Origin of the sequence: Bacillus sp. 0909A, from assembly GCF_036765115.1 — a bacterium.
Taxonomy (GTDB): Bacteria; Bacillota; Bacilli; order Bacillales; family Bacillaceae; genus Bacillus; species Bacillus mojavensis.
Window position 1 is genome coordinate 131,918 of record NZ_JBAIZU010000005.1, and the last position, 24,424, is coordinate 156,341.

Annotated in this window: 23 protein-coding genes and 1 riboswitch; of the genes, 6 read left to right on the forward strand and 17 right to left on the reverse strand. The window is 45.1% G+C overall.

The features are described from left to right. Window positions 1-50 precede the first annotated feature (50 nt). Window positions 51-195, reverse strand: a riboswitch (cyclic di-AMP (ydaO/yuaA leader). 136 nt (window positions 196-331) lie between these two features. From V6D42_RS17145 to lrpC, 7 genes are all read right to left on the reverse strand, one after another. After that, complete coding sequence (locus V6D42_RS17145) at window positions 332-2,443, reverse strand: cellulose biosynthesis cyclic di-GMP-binding regulatory protein BcsB (protein WP_333514037.1); 2,112 nt, start codon at window positions 2,441-2,443, stop codon at window positions 332-334. Between the two features lie 5 nt (window positions 2,444-2,448). Beyond that, a complete protein-coding gene (locus V6D42_RS17150) occupies window positions 2,449-3,711 on the reverse strand; it encodes a glycosyltransferase family 2 protein (RefSeq protein ID WP_333514038.1) in 1,263 nt (420 codons plus the stop codon). Continuing rightward, window positions 3,704-5,434 (reverse strand): DUF2334 domain-containing protein, encoded by a 1,731-nt coding sequence (locus V6D42_RS17155; RefSeq protein WP_333514039.1) that lies wholly within the window; start codon window positions 5,432-5,434, stop codon window positions 3,704-3,706. The genes V6D42_RS17150 and V6D42_RS17155 overlap by 8 nt, the downstream gene beginning before the upstream one ends. After that, window positions 5,424-6,275 (reverse strand): diguanylate cyclase domain-containing protein, encoded by an 852-nt coding sequence (locus V6D42_RS17160; RefSeq protein ID WP_333514040.1) that lies wholly within the window; start codon window positions 6,273-6,275, stop codon window positions 5,424-5,426. The genes V6D42_RS17155 and V6D42_RS17160 overlap by 11 nt, the downstream gene beginning before the upstream one ends. Continuing rightward, a complete protein-coding gene (locus tag V6D42_RS17165) occupies window positions 6,256-7,350 on the reverse strand; it encodes a lipoprotein YdaJ (RefSeq protein WP_333514041.1) in 1,095 nt (364 codons plus the stop codon). Before V6D42_RS17165 ends, V6D42_RS17160 begins: the two co-directional genes overlap by 20 nt. A 200-nt stretch (window positions 7,351-7,550) precedes the next feature. Then, window positions 7,551-9,734: a DNA topoisomerase III gene (locus tag V6D42_RS17170; RefSeq protein ID WP_333514042.1), complete on the reverse strand. Its 2,184-nt coding sequence runs from the start codon at window positions 9,732-9,734 to the stop codon at window positions 7,551-7,553. A gap of 64 nt (window positions 9,735-9,798) precedes the next feature. Beyond that, complete coding sequence (lrpC, locus tag V6D42_RS17175) at window positions 9,799-10,233, reverse strand: transcriptional regulator LrpC (RefSeq protein ID WP_333514043.1); 435 nt, start codon at window positions 10,231-10,233, stop codon at window positions 9,799-9,801. A gap of 150 nt (window positions 10,234-10,383) precedes the next feature. Between lrpC and V6D42_RS17180 the strand changes: the two genes are divergently transcribed. From V6D42_RS17180 to V6D42_RS17195, 4 genes are all read left to right on the forward strand, one after another. Beyond that, window positions 10,384-10,584, forward strand: coding sequence for a helix-turn-helix transcriptional regulator (locus V6D42_RS17180; protein ID WP_101864010.1), 201 nt, complete (start codon window positions 10,384-10,386; stop codon window positions 10,582-10,584). Beyond that, window positions 10,581-11,045: a DUF6773 family protein gene (locus V6D42_RS17185; RefSeq protein WP_333514044.1), complete on the forward strand. Its 465-nt coding sequence runs from the start codon at window positions 10,581-10,583 to the stop codon at window positions 11,043-11,045. Before V6D42_RS17180 ends, V6D42_RS17185 begins: the two co-directional genes overlap by 4 nt. 102 nt (window positions 11,046-11,147) lie before the next feature. Further along, on the forward strand, window positions 11,148-11,438 hold the full coding sequence (locus V6D42_RS17190; RefSeq protein ID WP_010333070.1) for a DUF3817 domain-containing protein: 291 nt from the start codon (window positions 11,148-11,150) through the stop codon (window positions 11,436-11,438). Between the two features lie 126 nt (window positions 11,439-11,564). Continuing rightward, a complete protein-coding gene (locus V6D42_RS17195) occupies window positions 11,565-12,002 on the forward strand; it encodes a carboxymuconolactone decarboxylase family protein (protein ID WP_333514045.1) in 438 nt (145 codons plus the stop codon). Between the two features lie 38 nt (window positions 12,003-12,040). Here V6D42_RS17195 and amj read toward each other — a convergent pair whose 3' ends face one another. The 5 genes from amj to V6D42_RS17220 all read right to left on the reverse strand — a co-directional run bounded on the left by amj (window position 12,041) and on the right by V6D42_RS17220 (window position 15,879). Continuing rightward, on the reverse strand, window positions 12,041-12,850 hold the full coding sequence (amj, locus tag V6D42_RS17200) for a lipid II flippase Amj (protein WP_333514046.1): 810 nt from the start codon (window positions 12,848-12,850) through the stop codon (window positions 12,041-12,043). Window positions 12,851-13,358: 508 nt separating this feature from the next. Beyond that, the gene (locus V6D42_RS17205) at window positions 13,359-13,781 is read right to left on the reverse strand and encodes a pyridoxamine 5'-phosphate oxidase family protein (protein WP_333514047.1); all 423 of its coding nucleotides are present in this window, start codon (window positions 13,779-13,781) and stop codon (window positions 13,359-13,361) included. A 77-nt stretch (window positions 13,782-13,858) separates the two neighbouring features. Beyond that, window positions 13,859-14,410 carry a GNAT family N-acetyltransferase gene (locus tag V6D42_RS17210; protein WP_333514048.1) on the reverse strand — a complete coding sequence of 184 codons (552 nt, stop codon included), beginning with the start codon at window positions 14,408-14,410 and terminating at the stop codon, window positions 13,859-13,861. A gap of 90 nt (window positions 14,411-14,500) precedes the next feature. Then, window positions 14,501-15,004, reverse strand: coding sequence for a D-lyxose ketol-isomerase (gene lyxE / locus V6D42_RS17215; RefSeq protein ID WP_045383391.1), 504 nt, complete (start codon window positions 15,002-15,004; stop codon window positions 14,501-14,503). Window positions 15,005-15,018: 14 nt separating this feature from the next. Next, window positions 15,019-15,879: an SDR family oxidoreductase gene (locus V6D42_RS17220; protein ID WP_168746957.1), complete on the reverse strand. Its 861-nt coding sequence runs from the start codon at window positions 15,877-15,879 to the stop codon at window positions 15,019-15,021. 151 nt (window positions 15,880-16,030) lie between these two features. Between V6D42_RS17220 and V6D42_RS17225 the strand changes: the two genes are divergently transcribed. Further along, a complete protein-coding gene (locus V6D42_RS17225) occupies window positions 16,031-16,627 on the forward strand; it encodes a class I SAM-dependent methyltransferase (RefSeq protein WP_333514049.1) in 597 nt (198 codons plus the stop codon). Between the two features lie 17 nt (window positions 16,628-16,644). Here V6D42_RS17225 and V6D42_RS17230 read toward each other — a convergent pair whose 3' ends face one another. From V6D42_RS17230 to V6D42_RS17245, 4 genes are all read right to left on the reverse strand, one after another. Next, the gene (locus V6D42_RS17230; RefSeq protein WP_333514050.1) at window positions 16,645-18,156 is read right to left on the reverse strand and encodes a class I adenylate-forming enzyme family protein; all 1,512 of its coding nucleotides are present in this window, start codon (window positions 18,154-18,156) and stop codon (window positions 16,645-16,647) included. A gap of 210 nt (window positions 18,157-18,366) precedes the next feature. Beyond that, window positions 18,367-20,451, reverse strand: coding sequence for a BglG family transcription antiterminator (locus tag V6D42_RS17235; RefSeq protein ID WP_333514051.1), 2,085 nt, complete (start codon window positions 20,449-20,451; stop codon window positions 18,367-18,369). 188 nt (window positions 20,452-20,639) lie between these two features. After that, on the reverse strand, window positions 20,640-21,542 hold the full coding sequence (locus tag V6D42_RS17240; protein WP_333514052.1) for an aldo/keto reductase: 903 nt from the start codon (window positions 21,540-21,542) through the stop codon (window positions 20,640-20,642). A 97-nt stretch (window positions 21,543-21,639) separates the two neighbouring features. Next, window positions 21,640-23,646: a penicillin-binding transpeptidase domain-containing protein gene (locus tag V6D42_RS17245; RefSeq protein ID WP_333514053.1), complete on the reverse strand. Its 2,007-nt coding sequence runs from the start codon at window positions 23,644-23,646 to the stop codon at window positions 21,640-21,642. 151 nt (window positions 23,647-23,797) lie between these two features. Here V6D42_RS17245 and V6D42_RS17250 point away from each other — a divergent pair, with 151 nt between their 5' ends. Further along, window positions 23,798-24,088, forward strand: coding sequence for an antibiotic biosynthesis monooxygenase family protein (locus V6D42_RS17250; RefSeq protein WP_010333058.1), 291 nt, complete (start codon window positions 23,798-23,800; stop codon window positions 24,086-24,088). A gap of 2 nt (window positions 24,089-24,090) precedes the next feature. On the opposite strand, the gene V6D42_RS17255 is transcribed toward V6D42_RS17250, so the two are convergent. Then, complete coding sequence (locus tag V6D42_RS17255) at window positions 24,091-24,336, reverse strand: YczI family protein (RefSeq protein WP_333514054.1); 246 nt, start codon at window positions 24,334-24,336, stop codon at window positions 24,091-24,093. Window positions 24,337-24,424: the final 88 nt, after the last annotated feature.

Consider the following 24,424-nt stretch of genomic DNA (forward strand, 5'->3'; position numbering starts at 1 on the left):
AGAGGCAAACGGATGCCCCTGTGCCTTAACATCGAACACAGGTTTCATTCATCTCCTCTCATGAACGCTTACGAGGTTAGCTGACGGATTCGGGCATATGAGAGTTTGCCCTACCTAAAAAGGATTCACCCCGAGCGGCAAAATGCCGCCAAAATGGGTCCCCCGCTCTGTTTTCAGATTAAGCGATTTGTTTTCTAAAAGAGATCATACTCCCGTTTACGTATGTTGTAAAGAGGCTTATCGGCCGGGAGAAAAAAATAAAATGACAGGTTCCACAAATGGAAAATTTGATCCAAAAACAAAAAAACAGAGGCTGGTATCAGCCTCTGTCTTATTCTCTATCTATCCTTCTTTTTCTTCGTCTAACGGTGACCCAAATGAAGCATGCCGCAATCACCATAATGAGAGCCAGCACGCCGATATACAGCAGTTTTTGGCCTTGATCTTGGGCTGTTTTTTCTGCTTCAGAACTGTTTGGTTCCGATTTGAGCTGCTGGTGGTTTGTAAACACCTGCTGGCTGTTTGTTTCATTGATGACGGTCGCCGTGTCATCATTGCTGTTCAAAAAGCTGATCATTTCTTTTGTGACGGCTGCACCATTTTCTTTCAGCGGCGCAAAAACAGCCATCGTATAATTTGAATCCCATAAAGATGCCTGGGTAAATGCCATTTGTTTCGTTGTCTCGTTCAGCATTTCAAAGCCCGACACGTCAAACGAGCCGTTTTTCGCTTGAGGCACGAGCAGCTCAGAAGATTTCTCTTTCAAAAGAGAGAACTGGCTGACACCGCCGATGAAAATTAAGTTCCGGCCTTTCGCGTCATCCGCTTTGACTTCAGATGCTTTCCTTACTGTAAAAGATTGCTGGGCTTCGCTTCCGAAGGAATCAGTAACGAGAGAAAGCTCTTTAAGCTTAGGTTGGCTCACACTGTCAGGAAGCACAATCAGTGTAGCCTGTTCCTGATTTCCGGCGTAAGGAAGCGGCCACTCCTGAAAATTCGCTGACGGAGCTGTGCCTTTGACGGTGTAAGACAATGTGCTGCTTTTATCAATAAAGACCCATTTCTCTTCGTCGGTTGTATTGCAAGGGTTGTTTTCCTTTAAGCCCGTGGTGATAAACTGCATATCAATGTAGCGGTTTTTCTGCAGCAGCTTAGGGTCTACTTTCAGCGTGACATGATAGTATCCGTTTTTATCTTCTTTTCCTAATTCATTGAGGCGGACCGAATGCGGCTGCCCGTTGATGAGGACCTTCAGCTCTGCTGCTTGAGAGGATGAATCGCTTTCTGCGGCGGCTGCTTGAATCGTTTCCGATTTCTTTAGCTTAAGCGACAGCTTGGCTGATTGGTTTTGATCTATCACCGCCGAAGCCGGATAAAAATAATGCGCTGAAGATGTTTTGTCAGCTCCAATAGTCATATCTTCTGCCCCGAATTTCTCAAGGGTCAGCTTATTGCTTTCCTGCTTTTCAGCCTTTTGAAGCTTGCCAATAGAAAGTGTTTCGCCGCTTAGCTGGCCGGTGTAAGTCTGATCAGTGATGACGCTAATTTTTTCTGAGAGCACATCATCAGACGCCGCTTGAGCAAACAGAACCGGCTGCTGCTTGCCCTGCGCTTTCAGCACGCGCTCCGCAAGCAGAAGTTTTTCTCCTTTTGCCTGTAAGCCGGCTTGTTTGATCAGCTTTTTCACCTTGCCGTTCCAATGCTTGTCCTCACCGATGAAAATGGTCGGCTTGTCGATTTGCTTCACTTCAGATTCCTTCACAAACGAAATGCTGACACTGCTGTCCGCAGTTTTCAGGAATCCTTCTGTTTTGACAGCCGCTTCAATTTCTGCCGAACTCGGGTTATCCGGAATGACAATAGCAGTCTCTTCCGCTGTATTACCCGACTGGGCAAATGGGTATGGGTAATGTTCAAGTGACGTTCCCTTCGCTTCGCTGCTGTCCGCCAGTGTCAGGCGGCTGTCCGGAAAAATTTTGATCCAGTTGCCGGACGTATCCTGTCTGACGCAGACGCCCTCTTTCATGACGCCGTAAAATTTCAGTGATACGCTGTGATAACCTTGGCTGGACTGGCTTTTGGTCAAGTTCAGCTTCAGTGTTTTCCGTTTTGAATGCCCGTTTAGCTTTACCGTTTTTACCGGTTCATCGTCAATCACAGCCGTTAACGAAGAAGGAGAAATTAATAGATCCGATGCCTCGTATTCAATCACCAATTGCTGGCTGCCGTAAGAGGCGCCTGCGGGGATCTGATACGTCAGTTCCGCACTGTCTTTTGATCCGTACAGTGTCACGAGATCGCTTGTCAGCACCTGCTGTTTGGCTTGTTCACGGCTGCTTTTGCCTAGAAGAGAGCCTTCGACCTGCATCTCTTGGGCGAAGGCCGCTTGTCCGGTCATTGCCAGCAGCATAATGCTTGTAAGAAAAATAAGTAGTTGTTTCAAAAAGGTCACCCGCTTTTATGTTGATTGTATCGTTCTGTCTTGTACCATTTGACCTCCTGCTTGAATATACGGTGCTTGATTTCTACGAATAAAGAATAGATCACGAGCACAATCCATGCCTGCGAGTACGTAAAGTACATCAGAAATACGATAAAGAAGTTTTGCCTGTTCATTTCTGTTTTTTCGATGCTTAACGTAATCATGACCTCGGTCATAAATAAGAAAAACGCCAAAATCCAAAGGATCATTGCCAAAAACCCGACCGACAAATGCAAATCATAAAACAGATTGACCACAAATATCGTGTTTGACATGATCACGCCAAAGAAAAACAGGAAATACGTAAAGAAAAAGTAAAACAAGTCAAAGATAATCCGTTTTCGTTTCAGTTTGAAAAACTGCGCCAAAAACTTCAGGACGACATATTGATTGCCGCGCGCCCATCTCGTCCGCTGGCGCCACCACACCTTCCACGTTTCCGGCTCCTGCTCCCAAGTAATAGCAGCCGGGAAAAAGCGGATGTGATAGCCGAGGTTATACACCCGGATGGTCAGCTCGGTATCTTCAGCCAGCGCTTTATCATCCCAGCCCCCGAGCTTTTCAATAATGCTTCTGCGGATCGCGAAATTGGTTCCGGGAATGGTAGCGATTTTGAACCACTTCCATCTGCCTCCCTGCGCCATCCACTGAAAACAGATCGTTTCAATATTGATAAACTTCGTCAGCAGCGTTTTTGCCGCATTGATGACACGGAATTTCCCCACCACTGCGCCTGCCTTCTCGTCATTCATCAGACCGAGAACAAGATAATACACGGCCATTTTTTCAGGCGTGTTGTCGGCGTCATATACACAAATGACATCACCGTTCGATTCAGCAAAACCGGAGTTGAGCGCCGAGGATTTGCCTTTTCCGGCGTTAGGCGGTTTTGTGATCACCATTTTGATAAAATCGTATTTCTGGGAAAATTCATTGACGATATCACCCGTCCCGTCTGAAGAATTATCGTTTACCACAATAATCTCCAGCCGGTCCTTCGGATAATAAAGATTCACCATAGCCTTCAGCGTCTGCCGAATGACAACTTCTTCATTATGGGCCGGGATGAGCACACTGACCTTCGGCAATTCCTTCATGTTTTCTCTCCACTTCGGAATGTTCCGCTCGAAGGTCATGTAGTGGCGGAATCCGCCCTGCATGAGAAACATGTGATAGAGAAGCATGACCCATATTAAACTCAGCGAGATAAAGAACAGCATATTACCCAAGGCTTCTTCTCTCCTTAAACATTCGTTTTTTTAATGTGGCTCTCAAGTAAAACGTATAGCTGACAAACATGATGACAAACAAGAGCACAACTGCGGAGAGAATCCATAACGCCTTTTCCAACGGGGTTTGCCGATGGTGGTCGAAAAACTCGCCGACGGCGCTTACGCCGTTTTTCACCTGAATCGTTCCGTCACCGCTTGTACGAATTTCCACTTTGTCTGTTTTGACGGTTTGTTTCGTTTTCTTCAAATCAAGCCATTCACTGTCCGGAATGCGTTCCATCTGGTCAACAAGCTCAGGCAAATATTTCATCCCAAGATACGGGTGATAAAACCCTCCGGCCACTCCGCCTTCAAAATCAATCATCTGTGAGATGTGCTCCTCCATATCGCCGAGCGGGTTTTGTTTTGATGTATCGACAAAACCGATTGTTTCCGGATACAGCGTCATCCCATGCAGCATAGCTGGTTTGGTCACAAACGGGGATGCGCCGGAGGTTTTCCATGTTGTATTGCTGAGCTGCACCTGCCCAAACATGCTTGAAAAATACTGTGAAGCCATTTGATAGCCGTACTCAGACATCGTGTAGTGCGGGGCTTCAAATGCCAGCGGATAAAGCCCTGCCGAGGTTAAATCCTCAATGGCGTGCGTCAGCTTTTGCCTTGTATATGTTTCTTCCTTTTCCTGAAACGGCTTCAAATAGCTCTTATAGGCCTGTTCATTCGGAAAAGCCTGTTCCTTTTCCAAAATGGACGGGGTGTCATCGGCATTTTCCGAAGTGATTGGCTGGTCCGCCTTGGCATCCCAAAACTCGAAGCCCTCTCCTGTTTCACTGTGGCGATAGGCGTGTGTGTAGCCATGAACAATGATACTGCCGCCCATGCTTTGCAGTTTTTTCAATACCTTGACCATCTTCGGTTTATCAGACAAATACACTTTATCACCTGTTTCCGGATTCAGATATACCGGAATGACTGACAGGATAAAAGGCACATGTCTCTTGTACAGATATGTACCGGCTTGAAGCAGCAAGGTTTCATCAGACATCGGGCTGATATCCTCCAGCCGCAAATATAAAAGCGTGGTTCCAGCCTTCTCTCCAAATGCTTCTCGAAGCTCTTTCGCCACAATCAGATTGTCATTTAACAGATTGGTCAAGCCGATATACACATTTGATTTTTCCGTTTTCCATATAAACGGACGCGCTTTGCCGTCACCAGATGTAAAGGTATACAGCGCCTTTCCTTTCAGGCCTGATACGCTCAGCACGTGAAGCCCGCTCTCTAAGGAGACATCGTTTTTTTCCGTGCTGCTGTGAATCTGATAGACATGTTCTTTGCGGGTTAAGGAGAGGCCGGAAAATTGGCTGATTTGTCCGGCATTATAGCCGATGGCGACGACAGGTTTTTTTACGCCGCTGATGAGGGACACCAGTTTTTTGCTGAGCTTTCTTTTCGTTTGCCCGTAATAGATAACATGTTCTTTGCCTTTCACATCAGATGCTGTAACATCCGAATCTTTTCTGACCGTGACATGAGATGTAAAATGGCCGGCCCATAAATCGAGCATTTTGACTTGAGGCGACTCTTTGCCGTCCAAGGTTGAGTAGATGATGAGAATACCGTCATCCTGCCCCTTTGCTTGGGCCGAAACGGGAAAAGAAGCAATAGCTGTCAGCATCAGAACGGTCACGCAGAGTAGCGTTATTCTTCTAAAGTTCATTCATCATCATCTCGTTTTCCAGTTCATCTAAAAATTGATCAGCCGTCCTTATATCTCTTCGATAAGGTAAATAACAGACATGGAACGTAAGCGACACATACTTTTCGTTTGTCAGCTGATACGTGTCCAGCTGTTTTTTCAGCTTTGCCAGAACGGCCGGCATATGTTCAGCCGGCGTGTGTGTCAGCACAATGCCGAAGCGCTCGTCAGAGGGGCGGAATTTTTTATCCGTTTCCCGGACGCTTGACCTGATTTGCAGGCTGACGAATTGAAAGAGGCGGTCGGTCTCTTTCTCTCCGTACAAAGACTTAAATTCCTTGAAATATTGCATATGAAGCAGCAAAAAGACAAAGGAATTGCCGTAGCGCTCCGCCCGTTTGATTTCCTCTGACAATTCCAGTTTCATTCTTTGCTTGTTATCAAAACCCGTCACTCTGTCGACAGCCACGAAGCTTTTGATTTCAGATTGAAGACGTTTGACTGAACGGCGCAGCTCTGCTGCAATATCGTGGATTCTTCCTGACATAAAGGAAAACAGCAAAAGCGCAATTCCCCACACGATCAGCATGCGCAGCCCGTCTTCAGCCGAAAACATCACAGCCTGTCCAGTCTGAAAAAACATCATGAGCGTGCCAAGAACAAAGAGAACGATTAAAGTGACCGCCAGCGCGTAAATCGGACCGAACCAAATGCCGGCCCCGATCACGACAAATGTGATGCAAATGATCAGAAAGCCCTCCGACTGCTCGGCGGACACATAAAAAATAAACAGAGACAGGGCTGCGATGAGCCCTGAAAGATAAGCAAATAATTTTTGTGATTCATTGAATGATCGTTTCATTAAAAAGCTTCCTTTCGGCTAACAGCGGCAGCAGATTGTCGAACGAGTGCGTGTCAGAGCCGCTCATGTAACCCCCATAATACGATTTCGCCGGATCAAGAATTTCAAAGTCATTCATTCTATCATAAATCGCTTTGATGACCGAGCTGTCTTCATGTTGTTTTGTCAAAAATAAAGCAGCTAACGCGTATACGGACGGCGACTCATATTGGACGGCAGGCTCCTTCGTATCTGCTGAATATCGTCCGTACAGCTTTCCGTTTGCCTGAAATTCCTTTTTGACCCACTCCGCTATCACAGCGGCTTTTTCATTCCCTTCCGGCAAATGCCACGCAGCGTAGAGCTGGTCAATGACGTTTACTTCACTGTCATATTTGTACTGCTTCGACGCTGCGCTGTACGTTTTTGGAAGGAAACCATTCTTTAAAGGGGCTAGATAGAGAACATCGGCATTTCGCTGTACTGTTTCTTCGTCTATGATTCCATACTTTTTCAAAACAGCTAGTGCATCGGGCATGACATACGAAAGCGTCACGTCCTTTGAAGCGGCCTGAGAGGCTGAATCGTAAAAGTCTGTAAACATCCCATTGTACATGTTGTATGATTTTAAAGCCGTGCCGATATCACGGGCCGTTTTTTCATATTGGCTGCTCCCCCAAAGAGCAGCTGCCTGATCGAGAGACACCATGATTCTCATATCATCAATCAGCGCGTTTGTCCCGCTCGCTTGACCGTTTTGTATCTTCCATGTCACCAGGTGATGGTTCAGAAGAAAAGAATCCGTCAGATGCTGATATTGCTCCTGAAAATGCGAGGCGTCTTGTCTGCTGACCAAAAACTCCATCCACAGGCCAATCGATTCTGATAAATAGGAGGGCTGATCTGAGAAATCCGTTTTGATAAGCCCCTGGTCATTCATAAGATTGTGATAGATGAAATACTCCGCCGGCTGAAGCGGTCGGGTATTCCTATCTGCCTCCGACTGATATAGGATTTTATTTCCAGCTTCAACGCACCCTGCGGAAAGTCCGATAGATAAGCAACATAAGATAGCAGCGACCAACACATGCCGCACAGGCAAGTCCCCCTTTGTCGTCCGAAGCGAATCAGACGCACACCAATATATGACGAAATTATTACTGCCATGTTACAAATTATATCAACTATAAAAGAAAAAAACGAAGATTACTAGCTTTTTTTTCCCTTTTTGAACTTTCAAAAAACAGGACCTAAGTCCAATAAAAAGAAACCTGTGCGAATCGCACAGGTTTCTTTTTATTTATCCAAACCGAGTTTCTTCAGCTGTTCCGCCAACGCATTGTTAATCGGTTCATCTTTATTTTGTTTTTTCAAATAGGAAGAGACGTCCCGCTTTGTAGCGCGCCCTTTGTCTTTGTTTTTCCGTTTTTCAAATACAGAAAGCTTCTCACGGTGCCCGCAAACACACGCGAAGGTCTGGCCTTCTCCTTGGCCTCGAAGCTCCATTCTTTTATGGCAGTTCGGGCAGCGCGCGTTTGTTTTTCTGGCGATCGTTTTTCTGCTTCCGCATTCCCGGTCCTGGCACACGAGCATGGTGCCGCGCTTGCCGTTTACCTTCAGCATCATTTTGCCGCACTCCGGACATGCCGTTCCCGTAATGTTATCATGTCGGAAGGTTTGGCTGCTGTTTTTGATTTCTGTTACCGTTTGCTTCGCGTAAGCCTTCATGTCTTTAATAAAGACAGCGGATTTTAATTTTCCGGCCGCAATGGCGGACAGCTTTTGTTCCCATTCTGCCGTTAAAGCAGGTGATTTCAAATCCTCAGGAACGAGCTGCAGGAGCTGTTTTCCTTTTGAGGTGATAAAAATGTCTTTTTCTTTTTTCTCAATTAAAAAGCTGTTGAACAGTTTTTCGATAATGTCGGCACGCGTTGCAACCGTACCGAGGCCGCCTGTTTCGCCAAGCGTTTTGACAAGGTCTTTTTCTTCTCCCTGCATAAAGGCACTTGGGTTCTCCATAGCTGACAGCAGCGTCCCTTCATTAAAACGGGCTGGCGGTTTTGTTTGTCCGCTTGTTTCAGTTAATGTGCGGACAGTGAGCGAGGTGCCTTTTTCCAGAGCCGGCAGCGTCTGATCTCTGTCGTCCTCCTGCTCGTCATCCTCGTCAGCCATGTCATAAACGGCTTTCCAGCCTTGTGACTGCACGGTTTTTCCTTTCGCTGTAAAGGTTTCTCCGCCGATTTCTGCCATGACCTTTGTTTCTTCATATTCGAAAGCCGGCATCAGCACAGCTAAGAAACGTTTGGCAATCAGGTCATACAGCTTGCGTTCTTTATCGCTGAGACTGCTGAGAACAAGCGGCTCTTCAGTCGGGATAATCGCATGGTGGTCTGACACTTTAGCATCATTGACGTAGCCTTTATGCGATTTGATGCCGCGCTTTTTAATTTGGGTGACATATTGGGCATACGGTTTCACTTCCATGCCCTCCAGCCGGTCTTTTAAGGTTGGGACAATGTCACTGGATAAAAACCGTGAGTCTGTCCGCGGATATGTGACAAGCTTGTGCTGCTCATACAGCTTCTGGAGAACTGAGAGCGTTTCTTTGGCGGAAAATCCGTAACGTTTGTGGGCGTCCCGCTGGAGTTCCGTCAAGTCGTAAAGCGCAGGAGCAAAGCTTTTTTTCGCTGTTTTTTTCAGTTCAGCGACCACCGCCTGTTTTCCATCAAGTTCTTTTAGCAAACGGCTTGTCACGCCTTGATCAAATGTTCTCGTCTGCTTCGATTTCTTTTCCTGCCACGTCAGCGTCATTCCATCGACCGCTGCGCGAATGCCGTAATACGGAACAGGTTTGAAGGCTTGGATGTCCGCCTCGCGCTTCGCAATCATGGCTAGCGTCGGCGTCTGCACGCGTCCGCATGAAAGCTGGGCATTGAATTTTGTGGTGAGCGCACGGGTCGCGTTAATGCCGACAATCCAATCCGCTTCTGCTCTGGCAACGGCTGAGTGGTACAGATTTTCATACTCTTTGCCGCTGCGCAGCTTTTGAAAACCTTCCTTGATCGCTTTGTCCGTTACTGATGAAATCCACAGCCGTTTGATCGGTTTACGGACGTTCGCTTTTTCAATGATCCAGCGTGCGACGAGCTCACCTTCCCTGCCGGCATCTGTCGCGATGACGATCTGATTGACGTCCTTGCGGGTAAGCTGCGATTTCACCGCATTGAACTGCTTTCCGGTTTTTTTGATGACCACTAGCTTTAGTGGTTCAGGGATAATCGGCAGATCCTCAAGCCGCCATGATTGAAATTCTTTTCCGTAGCCTTCCGGATCAGCAAGTGTCACCAAATGGCCTAAAGCCCATGTGACAATATATTGATCTCCTTCGAGATAACCGTTCCCTTTTTTATGGCACTTCAGCACCCGGGCCAAATCTCGGCCGACTGAAGGTTTTTCAGCTAATACAACTGTTTTTGACATGCTTGATCACTTCTCTTTCTTTCACGCTCATCCTATTATTATAACAGACTTGACCAAGCACTCTCTAACCGCCCCCGTTTTTTGTATCAATTTCTGAGAAAATGACATGAGTGACGGTTTGGGCGTAAGGTGTTGTTTTATTGATGAAAGCTTCTACTGCTTCAAGGCTCTCCGCATTGATTTTCAGGATATAGCAGGCCGCTCCCGCAATCCGATAGCAAAATTCAATATTCGGCAGCGTTTGAATGTAGCTTTTGAATCGATCGTAATCCCCGTTTTTGACGGTTGCTTCGACAATACAGGAAACCGGAAGGCCAAGTTTTTTCTGATCAACCTCCAGCGTATATTGCTTAATGATGCCAAACGATTCCAGCTGTCTCACCCGTTCAGTGACTGATGGCGGGGACAGCTTAATTTTCCTTCCTAGCTCCCTCATGGACAAACGGCTGTCTTTTTTCAGTTCCGCAATGATATTCAGATCAATTTGGTCAAGTTTCATATCAAAATCCTTCTTTTATTTTTGTTCACATTATCTCGGGAATTTGTGTAAATGACAAGATAAAAGATTTAGATTTCATTGACTTTCAAACACCAGAAAAGTAATATATATTTAACATTATGCAATATATATATTACACAGGGGGCAAACATGACCAATCGCGTAAAACTGGCACGGGTGGAAAAGGGGTGGACCCAGTCTCAATTGGCACAATATGTTCAAGTGACAAGACAAACAATCGGATTGATTGAAAAAGGCAAGTACAATCCAACGCTGCAGCTATGCATCGCGATTGCGAAGGCGTTGGATAAGACACTAGATGAATTATTTTGGGAAGGGGACTGCCAATGAAGCAATTATTTTTTGTTTTTAAAGATGAGTATGTCGAAAAGAAAATGACACAGTTTTATGGGGAAGCAGGATTTATACTTGCTGCCTTAATGCTGATAGATTTCATTATTAGAGGTTTTGTTCTTCAACGAGATCCTATGGAGTACATGGTAAGCGGTGTTGGATTTGTTGTTTTTGCAGGATATATTCTCATTCGCTATTTATTATCAGGTCTTGAGCACCCTGAGATTGCGACTGAAGTGACCTACCGAAAAAAAAGAAAAGAAATAATGGCAGCGAGCCTTACAACAGGTGTAATGTTTTTTATTATTAGTATACTGTTTACAGGCTATCCACATACTCTCAATGAGTGGCTGGAAGCATTGATGCTCGCCATTCTGTTTTTCTTCTTTTATTTTATCATCAACTTTTTAAGTCTCCGAAGATCTTTTCTAAAAAACAAAGAGCTGGATGATGAGTAAGCCAAATATGAATGTTTTCCGAACATTTTCTGAAACTTGTCATATATGCCCGCCGGATTGTTTATAGTATAGATGAAAACGTGTCCACGAGGAGGGCGATTTATGCTGCAAACGCCGATCGGAAGACTTCGCACGATGGGTTTTATTGAAGGAATGTCACTCTTAATCCTGCTTTTCGTCGCCATGCCGCTCAAATATTGGGCAGGCCTTTCTCTTGCGGTGACAATTGTCGGTTCTGTTCACGGCGGATTGTTTATTTTGTATTTGCTTGTGTTGGCCTATGTGACGTTCTCTGTGAAATGGTCGCTAAAATGGTCAGCCGCCGGTTTCGTCGCCGCATTCGTCCCATTCGGAAACTTTTTGTATGACCGCGGATTAAGGAACTTTAAATAAACGATAAAGCGGCATGATGTGATGCCGCCACTATTAAGAAAACAGCTTGAATCTGCTTCAGGCTGATTTCTTTTTTAAACCCGACCATCATGTCATCATTATACAGTAGTGAAAGGAGATGGAATGATGACGAAGAGGATTCCCTACGACCAAACAGCCCCTGATGGATTACAAATCATGATGAAAATGGAGGCATACACAAATACGTCCGGTATTAACCGGACGACAAGAGAGCTAATGAAAATAAGAGCATCACAATTAAATGGCTGCGCCTACTGCATTAACATTCATACGAAAGATGCCCGAAAAATGGGAGAAACCGAACAGCGTATTTACGGATTAAACGCTTGGGAAGAGTGCAGTTTTTACACCCCTGAAGAAAAAGCAGCATTATTGCTGACGGAGCATGTCACTTTTATTTCTAACAAACGTGTGCCTGATGATGTATATCAAGAGGTGCGTAAATATTATAATGAAAAAGAATATGTTGATTTAATCCTCATCATTAATCAAATTAACAGCTGGAACCGAATCGCCATTTCTATGGGCAACATCGCCGAATAAATAAAAAGCTGACCTTTCATTAGGTCAGCTTTTCGCCATCAAAACCATTTTGTCAGCCACGCGATATAATAAGCGCCAGGGATAAACATAAGCTGGGCAAGAAGCGTGCCCGCTACCCTTGACGTCACCATTGTCACAGAGGTCCATTTCAAATAAACATAGCTTCGTTTTCCTTTTGCCACATCATCAGCAAGAACAGACACTTTCGGATCAACAAAAATGGCCAGCAGCATCGTCGCAATCCCGTTGATTAGGCCTGATGCCATAACCGCCGTCGTGCTGCGCTCGGGTGCAAGAAGCCCTGCGTAAAGTGCGGAAAGCACACCGATTGTATAAATGGACGTGATCAGCATATTAATGACAAACAGCCGTTTTGGAATGAAGCGCATGTGAAACCCCTTCAAATACGAAGCAGACGGCAGACGCAAATAGGAGCAGGCATTTTTACATCCATTCTTAGAAAATCCTTTCCGAAAGACCTGAATAACGGAGCCGCCCCCGCTCGCCAAGTGGATGATCGCACGTGAAAAAAGGGCGACAAAAGACGGAAGAAGGATAATGCCCACAATAGTCCCGACCGTCGAGCCAAAGATCAGGAACCGGAACTGCTCGCCTACGAGCGCCAGCGCGTTTTTTCCGGCATCATCAATTAAGTGCCCCGTGAAGGGCTGCTGAACCATGTTTGACATTCTTGACACGATGACCATGACATTAAACAAGGAAAGCGCGGACGCGATAAACCCTACCCGGGCCCCTGAAAGCCTTGTGGCATAGGCAAGGGTCTCTATTGAGTGAATCAATAACAAAAAACAGAAAATAAAAACGACTTGTGTTGTAATAACATGCACGGTATTCTTTCCTCCAGTTTCATCCTAGTGATAAGACTGAAGGTAACAGCCAGAAGTTTCATGTGTGATTTGTTTTTTTCAAAATAAAAAACCGCCGGCGTATGCCGAGCGGTTTGTCTTATTCTTTTCTATACGCAAATAAAGATTATATCATCCGCCAAGTCGGGCGGGTTAGATTCTAAAGCATTGTTCCGAAGAATCATTCTGGAAAGTAAACACCATGGAAATTTCTTGAACACAAGACAACGAAAGCCCTACCTCTCAATCGTCACTGCGGCTCCGAAGCCGCGCCGGTGTGAATTGTAAAACAAAAAAGTCTTTTTTCCATCTCATCGTTAGGGGCGATTTGTTATGAAGGAAAAGAATAAGGGCAGCTGGTTTGCTGCTTGTGAAGCGGTAAAAGCTTCTCTCTCAAAACAGAAAAAAGAAGTTTACTTTCTTTTTTATTTGCTTATTTTCTTGCTTAGCTATTCATGATAACATATCGCCCCTGAAAACACAAACTTTTTTATACATCAAGTGAGACTGGTGTTTTCTCTCCCGCATTCATTAATCTGATATTTTCCGGTTCGATTTCAAGAATCACCAGGTTCGGGTCATCCTTGCCGTCAAACCAGCGCTCCAATTTAGAACTCCAGATTTTGTCTTTCAATTCTGTTGAATTGTTTATTTTTGCTTTTCCTGTGACTTCGACATACGCATCGCCAAAGCCTTCACAATCATACCCTAATAAAATGTGCACATTGGGGTTATTCTCAATTTCTTCAGCTTTATGAGTTTCTTTGCTTGTCGGTGTATAAATCGTCAGCCCGTCATGGAAAAAAGTCATGTAGCGGGAATGCGGTTTGCCCTTTTGAACCGTTGCGAGCGAACCTACTTTATGGTGATCTAGAACTTCAAGCACTTTTTGTTTAATATCTTGCTGATTCATCTCGAATCACTCCTTTTTAACGTCTCCGCTGTTACTTTTCCACATTCGGGACCGATTTAAACAAGAAAATGCGCTCTTTAATTTTTTGCTTCCCATTCACGCTTTAACAGACTGTAATAGACGAGGTCGTGAAACTTGCCTTTAATGAATATGCCTTCCCTCGCTATTCTTTCCTCTTGAAAGCCGAGGCGCTCCGGGATCGCTCTGCTTTTGTGATTTCCGACAGCCGCACAGATCGCAACACGATTCAATTCCAGATCCTGAAAGGCATACGTGATGAGTGTTCGGCAGGCGGCAGTGATAATGCCTTTGCCTTCGTATTCCTCGCCAATCCAATAGCCAATTTCCGCTTTTTTATTTACTTGGTCAAGGTTATGCAGGCTAATCATGCCGCACAAGCTGCCGTCATATAGAATCCCCGCTTCAATGCCGTTCAGGTCAGCATACTGACGCCGCCAATCCGGAATGAGCGTTTCCCTGTACGTTTCGGCATCACTTGGATTTTCAGCCCAGAATAGCCATTGGCTGATTCGCTGCTGGTTCTCATGAATGATTGCTACCAGCCGATCCGCATCTTTTGGCTCCAATAACCGGATGGTAATGTGCTCGTTTACGTTGCAGGTGAACATCTCCCTCGCCCTCTTTCCTTTTTTACCCATTATAACGGTGTTTCCGTTTTTTTCAATATAAAAAAAGGATGGGCTTTTTAAGCCTCATCCTTAAATTCTAGGGTCGGTAAAGATATCATGTTTGTCTGTGCTGGTTGAAGACATTTCCGTTACGACTGCGCCTTCCTCCCCGGCCTGGAACCAATGCTTCGTGTTCGGCGGAATTGTATATTGCCCGCCGGGTTCAAGCTCGATCTCATGCCAGACTGTATAGTATTCTCTATCCTCTTGTGGAGGAAGAACCTTTGGAAGCTGCGTTTTTTCTCCTTCAACATAAAGATATACTTTTCCGTAGCGGCAGCGGAAGGTCTCCTGCTTGCCTTCCTGTTCCCCGACCGGCGGATGGCGATGCTCCGGGCACGTCTGTCCGGGAAACAGCACCAGTTCCTTTGAACAATACCGGTCTGTATTTACATAGACAAAGAGCTGGAGCCCGACTTTTCGTTCTTTTCCCAAGCCGTAGTCCATGAGCTGAATTTGTTCTACTTCATCATCTGTTAAAACAATACCAGCTTTTTGATAGTAGCTGTTTACTTCTTCTTTTGTGATGCTCATTTCCTCACTCCCTCTTACGTCGTCACAAAGTCTCCGCCGTTTACATGCAGCGTTTGTCCTGTCATATAGGATGATTCATCTGATGCCAGCAGCACATAGCAGCCGACATGCTCAACAGGCTGACCCGGACGGCCCATCGGCGTATTTTGCCCAAATTGAGCGACTGTATCTTCTGAGAATGTAGACGGAATTAACGGTGTCCAGATTGGTCCCGGGGCTACCGCATTTACACGGATGCCGTCTTTGACAAGTGCCTGCGCCATTGTTCTTGTAAAGGCATTGATCGCACCTTTCGTAGCCGTATAATCAATCAGCATCGGATTACCGCGATAAGGGTTAATAGAAGTCGTATTGATGATCGCACTGCCTGGTTTCATATAATCAATTGCTTTTTTAGTCAAATAAAATTGTGAATAAAAGTTTGTTTTGAATGTGCGGTGAAGCTGTTCGCTTGAAATGTCTTTGATGCTTTCCTTCGGATGCTGCTCACCGGCATTGTTCACAAGGATATCCAGACGGCCGAGTTCATTCACGGTTTTTTCAACCGCTTCATTACAGAACTCCTCGTCGCCCACATCTCCGGAGATTAAGAGACATTTCACGCCCTCTTGTTCAACGCGTTTTTTGGTATCTTCAGCATCTCCCTGCTCATCCTTATATACAATGGCGATGTCAGCGCCTTCCTTTGCGTAAGCCACAGATACCGCACGTCCGATTCCGCTGTCGCCGCCTGTAATGAGTGCGACTTTTCCTTTTAATTTATCAGCACCTTTATAATGCTCGTACTCATATACGGGACTCGGATTCATTTCACTTTCAATTCCCGGCTGGCGATTTTGGGTTTGTGCCGGCAGTTCTTTCGGATAGTTTGCCATAATGATTCTCCTCCTTTTTTTTCATGTCTATTTGTTGTGTACCTCGTGCCTACTTTGGATAAACATGGTCCAGCACCTTCGGAATGCTTTATCAGAAAAATGTTTCACATGGAACGCAAGGAGGAAAATGATGTGAAAAGGAGGTTGCTGAATGATTAACATGCTTTCTAAAAAATTCAGCAGACCGAAGGGGATGTTCGGCATACTTGCCGGATACATCATGGCTGCTGAAAATAAAACACTGAATCAGTGGACAATAGATCAGCTTGGATTAACACGCGGAGACCGCATTCTAGAAGTCGGTTTTGGACCGGGTTATTGCATGAAGCAGATGCTGAAACGCGAAAAGAACGTTCATATCCATGGGCTTGATGTATCAGAGGCTATGCTGAAGCTGGCTGCACATAGATTAAAAACAGACCGTGTTCGCCTGATACAAGGCAGCATTGAAACGTTTCCCCTCCCCGCCGCGTATTATGATAAAGTCATTTCCGTTAACAACTATACGATTTGGAATAACCAGCAAGAAGGCATCAAACAGATTTATCAAGCATTAAAACCCGGCGGCAAAGCGGCCATTACGATGCAGCCCCGGGAAGCAGATGCCAGTCCTGAAAAAACTGAATCGTTCGGAAAACAGATGCTCACTGACCTGAAAACGGCAGGCTTCAAAGACATTGATATCCAATATAAAGACATTAAACCTGAGCTTTCAGTCTGCGCAACCGCAAAAAAGCCCGTCACATAAATGACAGGCTTTTTCTTTTATGAATGTACGGCTTGCTTGCGCAAGACGTCTTTTTTTACTTTGCCGAGATTATTTTTCGGAAGTTCCTTTACGAATTCGATTTCAGGAATTTTGTAAGCGGACAAGCGTTCTTTACAATATGCAATGACATCCGCTTCCGTTATTTCCTGAGTGCCGTTAGTAACGATAAAGGCTTTTGGTTTTTCTCCGTACAGCGGGTCCGGTATCCCGACAACTGCTGTTTCAAGGATGCCCGGGATCTGCTGGATGACTTCTTCAACCTGATCAGGATAGACATTGTCGCCTCCGTAAATAATGACATCCTTGTATCGTCCGGTGATGAAGATAAAGCCGTCCTCATCCACGTAGCCTGAATCTCCGGTTCTGAACCAGCCGTTTTGCAGCACCTTTGCTGTCGCTTCAGGGTTTTCCTCATAGCCTTTAAATAAGAATGGGCTGTGCACAACAATTTCTCCGATTTCACCTTGCGGCAGCGCTTCTCTCGTCTCAGGATCTTCTACCTTGACTTGAACATCAGCAACGGGTTTACCGGCAGAGGCCGCTTTATCCATTCCCATTTCAGGAACCCATGTGCTGATTCCCCAAGCTTCTGTGCTTCCGTAACCGTGAGCGAGCTGTATGCCGATATCAAGATACCGTTGAATCAGGCTGCTAGGCACTTTTGTTCCGCCTGTCATCAAAATGATGAGCGAGGACAGATCGGTTTGATGTTTTTCCCACGCCTCTAGCAAATAAGTGTAAAACACAGGAAGGGCCATGATCGTTTGAATTTTTTCTTCTTCAATAACCTTTAGCATATCAACAGGATCTTGGTCCTTTGTAAAAATAAACGTGGTTCCCGCAAACGTTCCAAGCATGATACAAATAAGTGCGCTCGTATGATAAATCGGGTGGCACGCCAGAAAACGCAGATTTTTCATTCGTGCGCTTGAGCTATTTGATTTTGATACGTAATTGTAAATACCGCCATGGGTGATCATGCATCTTTTCGGATTCCCTGTTGTCCCTGACGTAAACATCAGGAGCGCTGTATCATCTGGAGAAACGATTTCTGCTTCCGGCAAATGATCAGGACCTGCAAAAAGCGCTTCAAACACTGGAGATGTCTCATACGCTGTACCTGTTTCCATGATCAAACACACAGAAGACAGCTCAGGCAGCACTTCATCCATTGTCTCTTTAAATTCTGATCCGTAAAACAATGCTTTCGGTTCACTTGCTTTTAAAATGCCTGTCATCTCGTATGGTTTCAGCTGCCAGCTGACAGGTACAACAACGGCGCCGATTTCAAGTGCGGCAAACATAAGTGTCGATGCGGGGTGGCCGTTTTTGCATAACAATGCCACACGGTCGCCTTTTTGAATTCCTTTTTGAAGCAGAGCATTCGCCAGCTGATTGATTCGTTTGCGATATGCTGCGTATGTCAGCGTGTGAGCTCCGCTTTTTACAGCTTCTATTTCTTCGCTATCCGGCATGTCATGCAGAATCAGATGCTGTAATGTTTCCATATTGGTCATCTCCTATATCTCTTGAATCCTCTATAATTGGTTAGATTATCTTCCTTACCTCACCCATTTTAACCCAAAAAAGATAACTTGTAAAACTATTTCATTTTGGAACTATTCCATTACAGAATGATAAAATAGTCCCGCATTTTTTTATTTTGTTCTGCATCCATACAAAAACACACGCCTTTTTTTGGCGTGTGAAATGTGTGATTACGGGATGTTTTTTTCTTTCATCCAATTGAAAAAGATGCGGTTTAAACGCTGATACAGTTCTCGTTCCCCTTCCTCCTGAAAGCCCGCCATGCTTTCTTCGCTTTCAATAATGGCAGAGCTGATCGCACTCAAAACCTCTGAGCCTTCTGCTGATAATGTGGCCGGCGCCATCATGACGAGAATTCTCGTCATACTGAGGGTATTTCCGTCCATGCCATTGACTTCAAAAGATGTGCTGAGATCGTACATTTTGAAAAAAGGCAGGACGATATGATCATTTTTGAGATGATAAAGCGCCATGTTTGTACCGGGTATGCCCAATCCCCCCTGTTTTTCGCGTTCTGCAAGGCAATCAGCCGCTTTTTCAGGATCTCGGATGAGGCCATCCTTTTTCAGCTGTTGAAAAAGCTCAAACAGCAGCACGCCGTGATCCGGCTTTGTTTTCATTTCAGTAAGTGAAAAATGGCGCAAGACGTCTTGAATGACCGCCATGTATCGTCCGATGCTTTCCGCCGCTGCCAGCATGTCAGGGATGTCGGCTTGCCGCGTCTCTTCCTTCGGGCTTCTTCTTTTCTCAAGAATGAGCGGGATTTTCCGCTTGATATACTGCTTCACCTGGTTTGCGTCTTCCTCATTTAAAAGCGGGCTGACCATAATATAGTCGATGTCTTGATAAGGGATTGGCACAGTGGACACAATCATATCATAGGCTTGAGTGTCGCGGTCCTTCAGCTCGATCAGTGACGACATATCAAACGATTCAATTTCCGGCAGCTCTTTCTTCAATCTTGAAGCAAGCATTTTCGAAGAACCAATTCCGCTTGAGCAGACAACAAGGGCTTTCACTTTAGCTTCTTCTTTTTTGATTTCAAGCGCTGAACCGAAGTGTAGAACGATAAAGGCAATTTCATCATCGGAAAAGGACATGTCCGGGAAAAATTTCTCCACACCCTCTTCTATCGCCATATACAGCAGAAAATAATCGCGCTTGATCTGTTCCTTCAGTGGATTATAAATATCGATGTTTTCTTTCATGCGGCTGATGGCCGGTTCCAAATGGGCAATCAAGCCCTCATATAAAGAGTAGTTTTTCGTCAGATCCATTCTGATTTTATCTGAAATAAAAGCGATCAGCCGTTTTGTTTGCAGGGCTGTTTCAAGCTCTATTTCCTGTGCTCTGTATTCTGTTTTGTATTTGCGGTTGGCGCTTCGCAGGTGGATCGTTATATAGCCGACCTCCGCTTCCGGGATTGTCACGCCGAAAGCACGTTCAAGCTCACCCGCGATTTCCAGAGCGGAGCTGTATTCTTTTGCACTTTTGAGTTCATCAAGCTCGCTCTCTTCCATGCTGATCGTTTCGCCAAGTTTAATGCGTTCGATCGCAAACGTCAGATGAACGACAAGCGCTATATAGGAGCTGTCAGATAGAGAAAATGCGATTTTTTCTTTCAGCTGGAATAAAATCCGCTCCATTTTTAACAGCTCGCCTTTGCTGACAACCCCGAACATCTTCTCGGAGGAATCGGCTTTTCCTTTAATGTTTAATTCAACCGCTTCCAAAAACATTTGGATGTCGAGGCGGTTCACAATCAGATTGCCGACAATTTTTCGTTTCGCGTTCTCCGGCCCCATGAGCTGGATGCCAAAGCCTCTTTTTCGAATCAGTGTTAATCCGAATGGAGAAATCCATTTCTCCAGCTCATCTAAATCGTAGCTGACCGTAGCATTGGTGACCTGCAAATCATGAGCGAGGGTGTACAGCTTCACCGGTTCTTGGGACTCCAATAGCGAACAGAGAATCAGCAGTTTTCGTTCATCCGCGCTGTATTCATGCTGTTCATGTGACAGCTCGGTGAGCAGCTTTTGTTTATCTTCGGGATTCCCTAGCACCTTCAAGCCTTTGCCGGGCTGTTTATCGAGCTTGAGCCCCACAGTCTCCATCAGCAGCTTGATTGATTTCAGCTCCCTGTGAATGGTTCTGGTGCTGACCTCCATCACCTCAGCCAGCTCCGTTACGGTTACATATCGGTTCAGTAATAATAAATGCTTTAAAAGCTTTTGTTCTCTTGCAGTCATATACATAAAAAGGCCTCCAGACATTCGTGATGTGCGGATGAGGTCGCATGGAGATATAGAAAGAGGAAAAAGAGGTTTTCTTTAATAATATAAAACGCTTTCATATAGGATTCAATCACTTATAAATGGGAATTTGGCACTAAGCGGTGTGACAATATTGAAAAAGCATCAGCCGTTATGCTGATGCTTTTTCTTTATGGTATATCGTGGCCTTGTACGGCTGTATAAATACGGAACCACTGATCCTGATCAAGCTTATACGCCAAGGCGTTTTCCGCGGCGGAAATACGCTCGCGTTTTCCGCTTCCGACTATCGGCATGATGCCGGCCGGATGCGTGAATAGCCATGCGTACATCACCTCGTCCAATGAGGCAGCACCGATTTCAGCCTGAACGGTTTCAAGCACCGTGCGAATGCGCCGATCTTTTTCCGTGTTTCCGGCGAACACTTTACCGCCTGCAAGCGGCGACCAGGCCATCGGAGAAATCCGTTTTTCCTGACACAGATTCAATGTGCCGTCCTGAATATTTTCTAATTCATATGCGGAAAGCTCAATTTGATTGGTCACAAGCTTTTCAGGCAGATACGATTCCAGCATCCGATAATGATGGCCTTTAAAGTTCGAAACACCGAAATATCTGACCTTGCCGGAGCTTTTCAGCGCATGAAACGCCTCAGCCACTCCTTCCGGGTCCATGAGCGGATCCGGTCTGTGAATCAGCAGCACATCGATATAATCCGTTCTGAGATTCAAAAGCGACTGTTCAACAGACGCTAGAATATGAGTTTTGCTTGTATTATAATGATGCGATCTGTGAGCAGGGCGTTCAGGTGATTCAAGAACGATGCCGCATTTTGTGACCAGCTCTATGTTTTCCCTTAATCCGGGTGAAAGAGCAAGAGCATTTCCAAACCGTTTTTCGCACGTGTAGCCCCCGTAAATATCCGCATGATCAAAGGTGGTGATACCTTGATCGACACACCACTCAATGAGATTGAGCAGCTCAGCGTCTGAATAGTTCCACTCATTCAGACGCCAAAGCCCGTGTATCACTCTTGAAAATTGAAGATCCTCCGCCAAATGAATACGCTGCATGCAAAATCCCTCTTTTCTTAATAAACCGGGTTTTTGCCCCTTACTAGATCATTCGGCCTCAGACGCCCTTTTTCCTTTCACTCCCGTTAAAAAGGTTTTATTTCGATTGAAATTGCTTTTTTGCCTTTTCGACTACGTAGTGGCTGCCGCCGTGATCTTGAACATTTTGAATCATCATCGCGACAAGCAGGTCTTTGTTTTTATAGTCATAGCCGACGAACCAGCCATTTTCGGTGCCGTCTTTATCATCCTTTGATTTTTTCAGTTCGGCTGTTCCTGTTTTTCCAGCCACAGTGATTCCTTTTACGACAGGCTGATACGCTGACCCGCGTTCATCTTCGACTACGCCTTTCAACCCTTTTGTAATGTCGGCGGCTCCTTCTTTCGTGAGCACTTGTTTGTGCCAGACATCAGCGGTTTGTGACTCTTTCTTGATAAGCGTCGGTTTCACGAGGTCTCCATTATCGACAAATGGCGTGTAAGCTGCCGCTAGGTGAAGCGGAGACATTTGCATTTGTCCCTGTCCGTAGCCTGTATCCGCAAGCAAAATGTCTGAATCTAGCTTGCCGTTTGCGATCGATGATTGCTGGACTGGAAATTCATATGGAATATCCTCTGCAAACCCAAATGTTTTCATGCCTTTTGTAAAGGTGTCCGCACCCATATCAAGCGCGTTTTGTGCAAAGTAAATATTGTCTGACGTGATCAGGGCATGTTCCAAATCCACTTGCTCTAGGCTGTCAGACACCCGTGTAACAGAATAGCCGCCCCAGCTTGAATCTTTCTGCCACTGTTTACCTTTGATTGTTTTCTTCTCCGCCGCTTTAAGCGTACCGTTTTTCAGGCCGATGGCAGCAGCGATCGGCTTAATCGTAGACCCTGGCGCATATGTTTTGTTAAATTTCGCAGAAAACGGATTGTTTTTGTCTTCGTTTAGTTTTTTCCATTCTTTATCGCTCCATCCGAAAATAAATCCGTTTGGATCGTAAGAAGGCGCGCTGACAAGAGCCAGTGTTTCACCTGTCTGCGGCTGCAGTGCGACTGCCGCTCCGCTGTCATCCTTCAGTTCGTCATAGAGCTTTGTTTGTGTTTTGATATCAATTGTGAGGTGTAGATCCTCACCGTCTTTCGCTTTCGTTTCAGCGATGACTTCGCCGGTTTGCGGAACGTAGATTTTCCATCCTGTTGTGCCTCTGAGCTTGTCTTCATACACATTTTCAAGACCTGAAATTCCAATGTTTGACGTATCGCTGTACGTTCCGTCTTTCTTTTTCTTCAGTTCTTCCGCCGTAATCGCGCGAACGTAGCCTGTCAGATGGGCTGTTTTTTCGCCATACGGATAATAGCGTGAGCTGACATTTGTTCTTGTGACGCCTTTTAATGACGTCACTTCAGACACTAATTTTTCTTCGTCCGGTTTTACTTTTTTGACCGGCACGAATGAATCATCTTTGACCCAGCTTTGTTTCAGCTTCTGATTGATGTCATCTTCAGTTACATCCAGTTTTTTCGCGAGCTCTTTTATGACTTTTTCTTTTTTATCTCCTAGCTCTCCGGGAACAATTCCGATTTCCGGAACATCTGTGTTGACGGCTAAGCCTTTCCCGTTTTTATCGTAGATTTGGCCGCGTTTCGGTTCAATGCTGGCGATTTGAACGGTTTTGTCATCAGCCAGCTGTTTGAAAATAAACGATGGGTCCCAATCTATATTCCATGACTCCTCGTCATCTGTTTTTTCTTTTTTCAGCACAGCGGTATTTTTAAAGCTGACTTTGCCCGCATTTGTGTCCATGCTGACTTTGTATGGGATGTGCTTCATCGTTTTATTGTCTTTATCATCCTCATCCACTTTTCCCGCAGTGACTTTCAGATTTTTTACGCCTGCCTGCTCATAGATGGTTTTATATCTGCTGACGAAATCCTTTTTGGAGATTTCTTTTTTTACATCTTTGGTCAGGCTTTGATACATGTCATCGAATTGCTGATCGTTCCACTGTTTTACGAATGCTTCCATTCGGTCCTCTGGTGAATCTGTTTTGGAGCATCCGATTAATCCGATCAGCCCGATACATAGAAATAATAGTAGAATACACTTTTTACACATGACTTTCCCCTGCCTTCCACTTGTTATTTTCTCTTAAATGAATTAGTACGTGCAAGATTTTTTTGAAAATGAAGGAAAAGGTTCATCGATTTTTCAGAATTCTCCTTTCGTTTCCTGTAAACTATTTAAAAAGAGGGAAAGAAGGGATCGCATGGTCAGAGAAGCAGCTATGCTTCATATTAAAGAGGGACTCGAACAAGAATTTGAGGAGGCGTTCCGGCTGGCGGCGCCGATCATTGCCGGAATGAAGGGCTATATCACACATTCTTTATCAAAATGCATGGAAGAAACACATAAGTACCTGCTGCTCGTAGAGTGGGAAACGCTTGAGGACCACACTGAAGGCTTTCGCGGGTCTTCCGAGTACAAAGAGTGGAAAGCCTTGCTGCATCAGTTTTATTCGCCGTTCCCGACGGTTGAGCATTTTCTGGATGTATCATAGATTTATATCATATAAAGCGTAAAACTGATGAGAGAAACAGACCAAACGAAAACGGCAGTATAGATGTTAAATGCTCCTGAGCTGTCGTTTTCTTTTTTGCGTTCTTCAAGTCCCTGAATAAACATGACCGCGCCCAGAAAAACGAGCATGACCGATTGGATAACAGAGGTGTGTTCCGTATAGTTAAAAGCGATAAGCGCCAGTATGATAATGATAACCGCAAAAGACATTTTAAAAATGCGAAACAAAAGGACCATCCTTCCTGATATACGAAATATTGAGCGTTATGCCTATATTTGCCTTTGCCCTCCATTATTCTAGCGCACTTTTTTTGTA

Bases quoted from the DNA above. Each gene is read 5' to 3' on its own strand.
- V6D42_RS17155 (WP_333514039.1), bottom strand. From the start codon at position 5,434: ATGAACTTTAGAAGAATAACGCTACTCTGCGTGACCGTTCTGATGCTG.
- V6D42_RS17160 (WP_333514040.1), bottom strand. From the start codon at position 6,275: ATGAAACGATCATTCAATGAATCACAAAAATTATTTGCTTATCTTTCA.
- V6D42_RS17170 (WP_333514042.1), bottom strand. From the start codon at position 9,734: ATGTCAAAAACAGTTGTATTAGCTGAAAAACCTTCAGTCGGCCGAGAT.
- lrpC (WP_333514043.1), bottom strand. From the start codon at position 10,233: ATGAAACTTGACCAAATTGATCTGAATATCATTGCGGAACTGAAAAAA.
- V6D42_RS17180 (WP_101864010.1), top strand. From the start codon at position 10,384: ATGACCAATCGCGTAAAACTGGCACGGGTGGAAAAGGGGTGGACCCAG.
- V6D42_RS17185 (WP_333514044.1), top strand. From the start codon at position 10,581: ATGAAGCAATTATTTTTTGTTTTTAAAGATGAGTATGTCGAAAAGAAA.
- V6D42_RS17190 (WP_010333070.1), top strand. From the start codon at position 11,148: ATGCTGCAAACGCCGATCGGAAGACTTCGCACGATGGGTTTTATTGAA.
- V6D42_RS17195 (WP_333514045.1), top strand. From the start codon at position 11,565: ATGACGAAGAGGATTCCCTACGACCAAACAGCCCCTGATGGATTACAA.
- V6D42_RS17205 (WP_333514047.1), bottom strand. From the start codon at position 13,781: ATGAATCAGCAAGATATTAAACAAAAAGTGCTTGAAGTTCTAGATCAC.
- V6D42_RS17210 (WP_333514048.1), bottom strand. From the start codon at position 14,410: ATGTTCACCTGCAACGTAAACGAGCACATTACCATCCGGTTATTGGAG.
- lyxE (WP_045383391.1), bottom strand. From the start codon at position 15,004: ATGAGCATCACAAAAGAAGAAGTAAACAGCTACTATCAAAAAGCTGGT.
- V6D42_RS17220 (WP_168746957.1), bottom strand. From the start codon at position 15,879: ATGGCAAACTATCCGAAAGAACTGCCGGCACAAACCCAAAATCGCCAG.
- V6D42_RS17225 (WP_333514049.1), top strand. From the start codon at position 16,031: ATGATTAACATGCTTTCTAAAAAATTCAGCAGACCGAAGGGGATGTTC.
- V6D42_RS17230 (WP_333514050.1), bottom strand. From the start codon at position 18,156: ATGGAAACATTACAGCATCTGATTCTGCATGACATGCCGGATAGCGAA.
- V6D42_RS17235 (WP_333514051.1), bottom strand. From the start codon at position 20,451: ATGTATATGACTGCAAGAGAACAAAAGCTTTTAAAGCATTTATTATTA.
- V6D42_RS17240 (WP_333514052.1), bottom strand. From the start codon at position 21,542: ATGCAGCGTATTCATTTGGCGGAGGATCTTCAATTTTCAAGAGTGATA.
- V6D42_RS17245 (WP_333514053.1), bottom strand. From the start codon at position 23,646: ATGTGTAAAAAGTGTATTCTACTATTATTTCTATGTATCGGGCTGATC.
- V6D42_RS17250 (WP_010333058.1), top strand. From the start codon at position 23,798: ATGGTCAGAGAAGCAGCTATGCTTCATATTAAAGAGGGACTCGAACAA.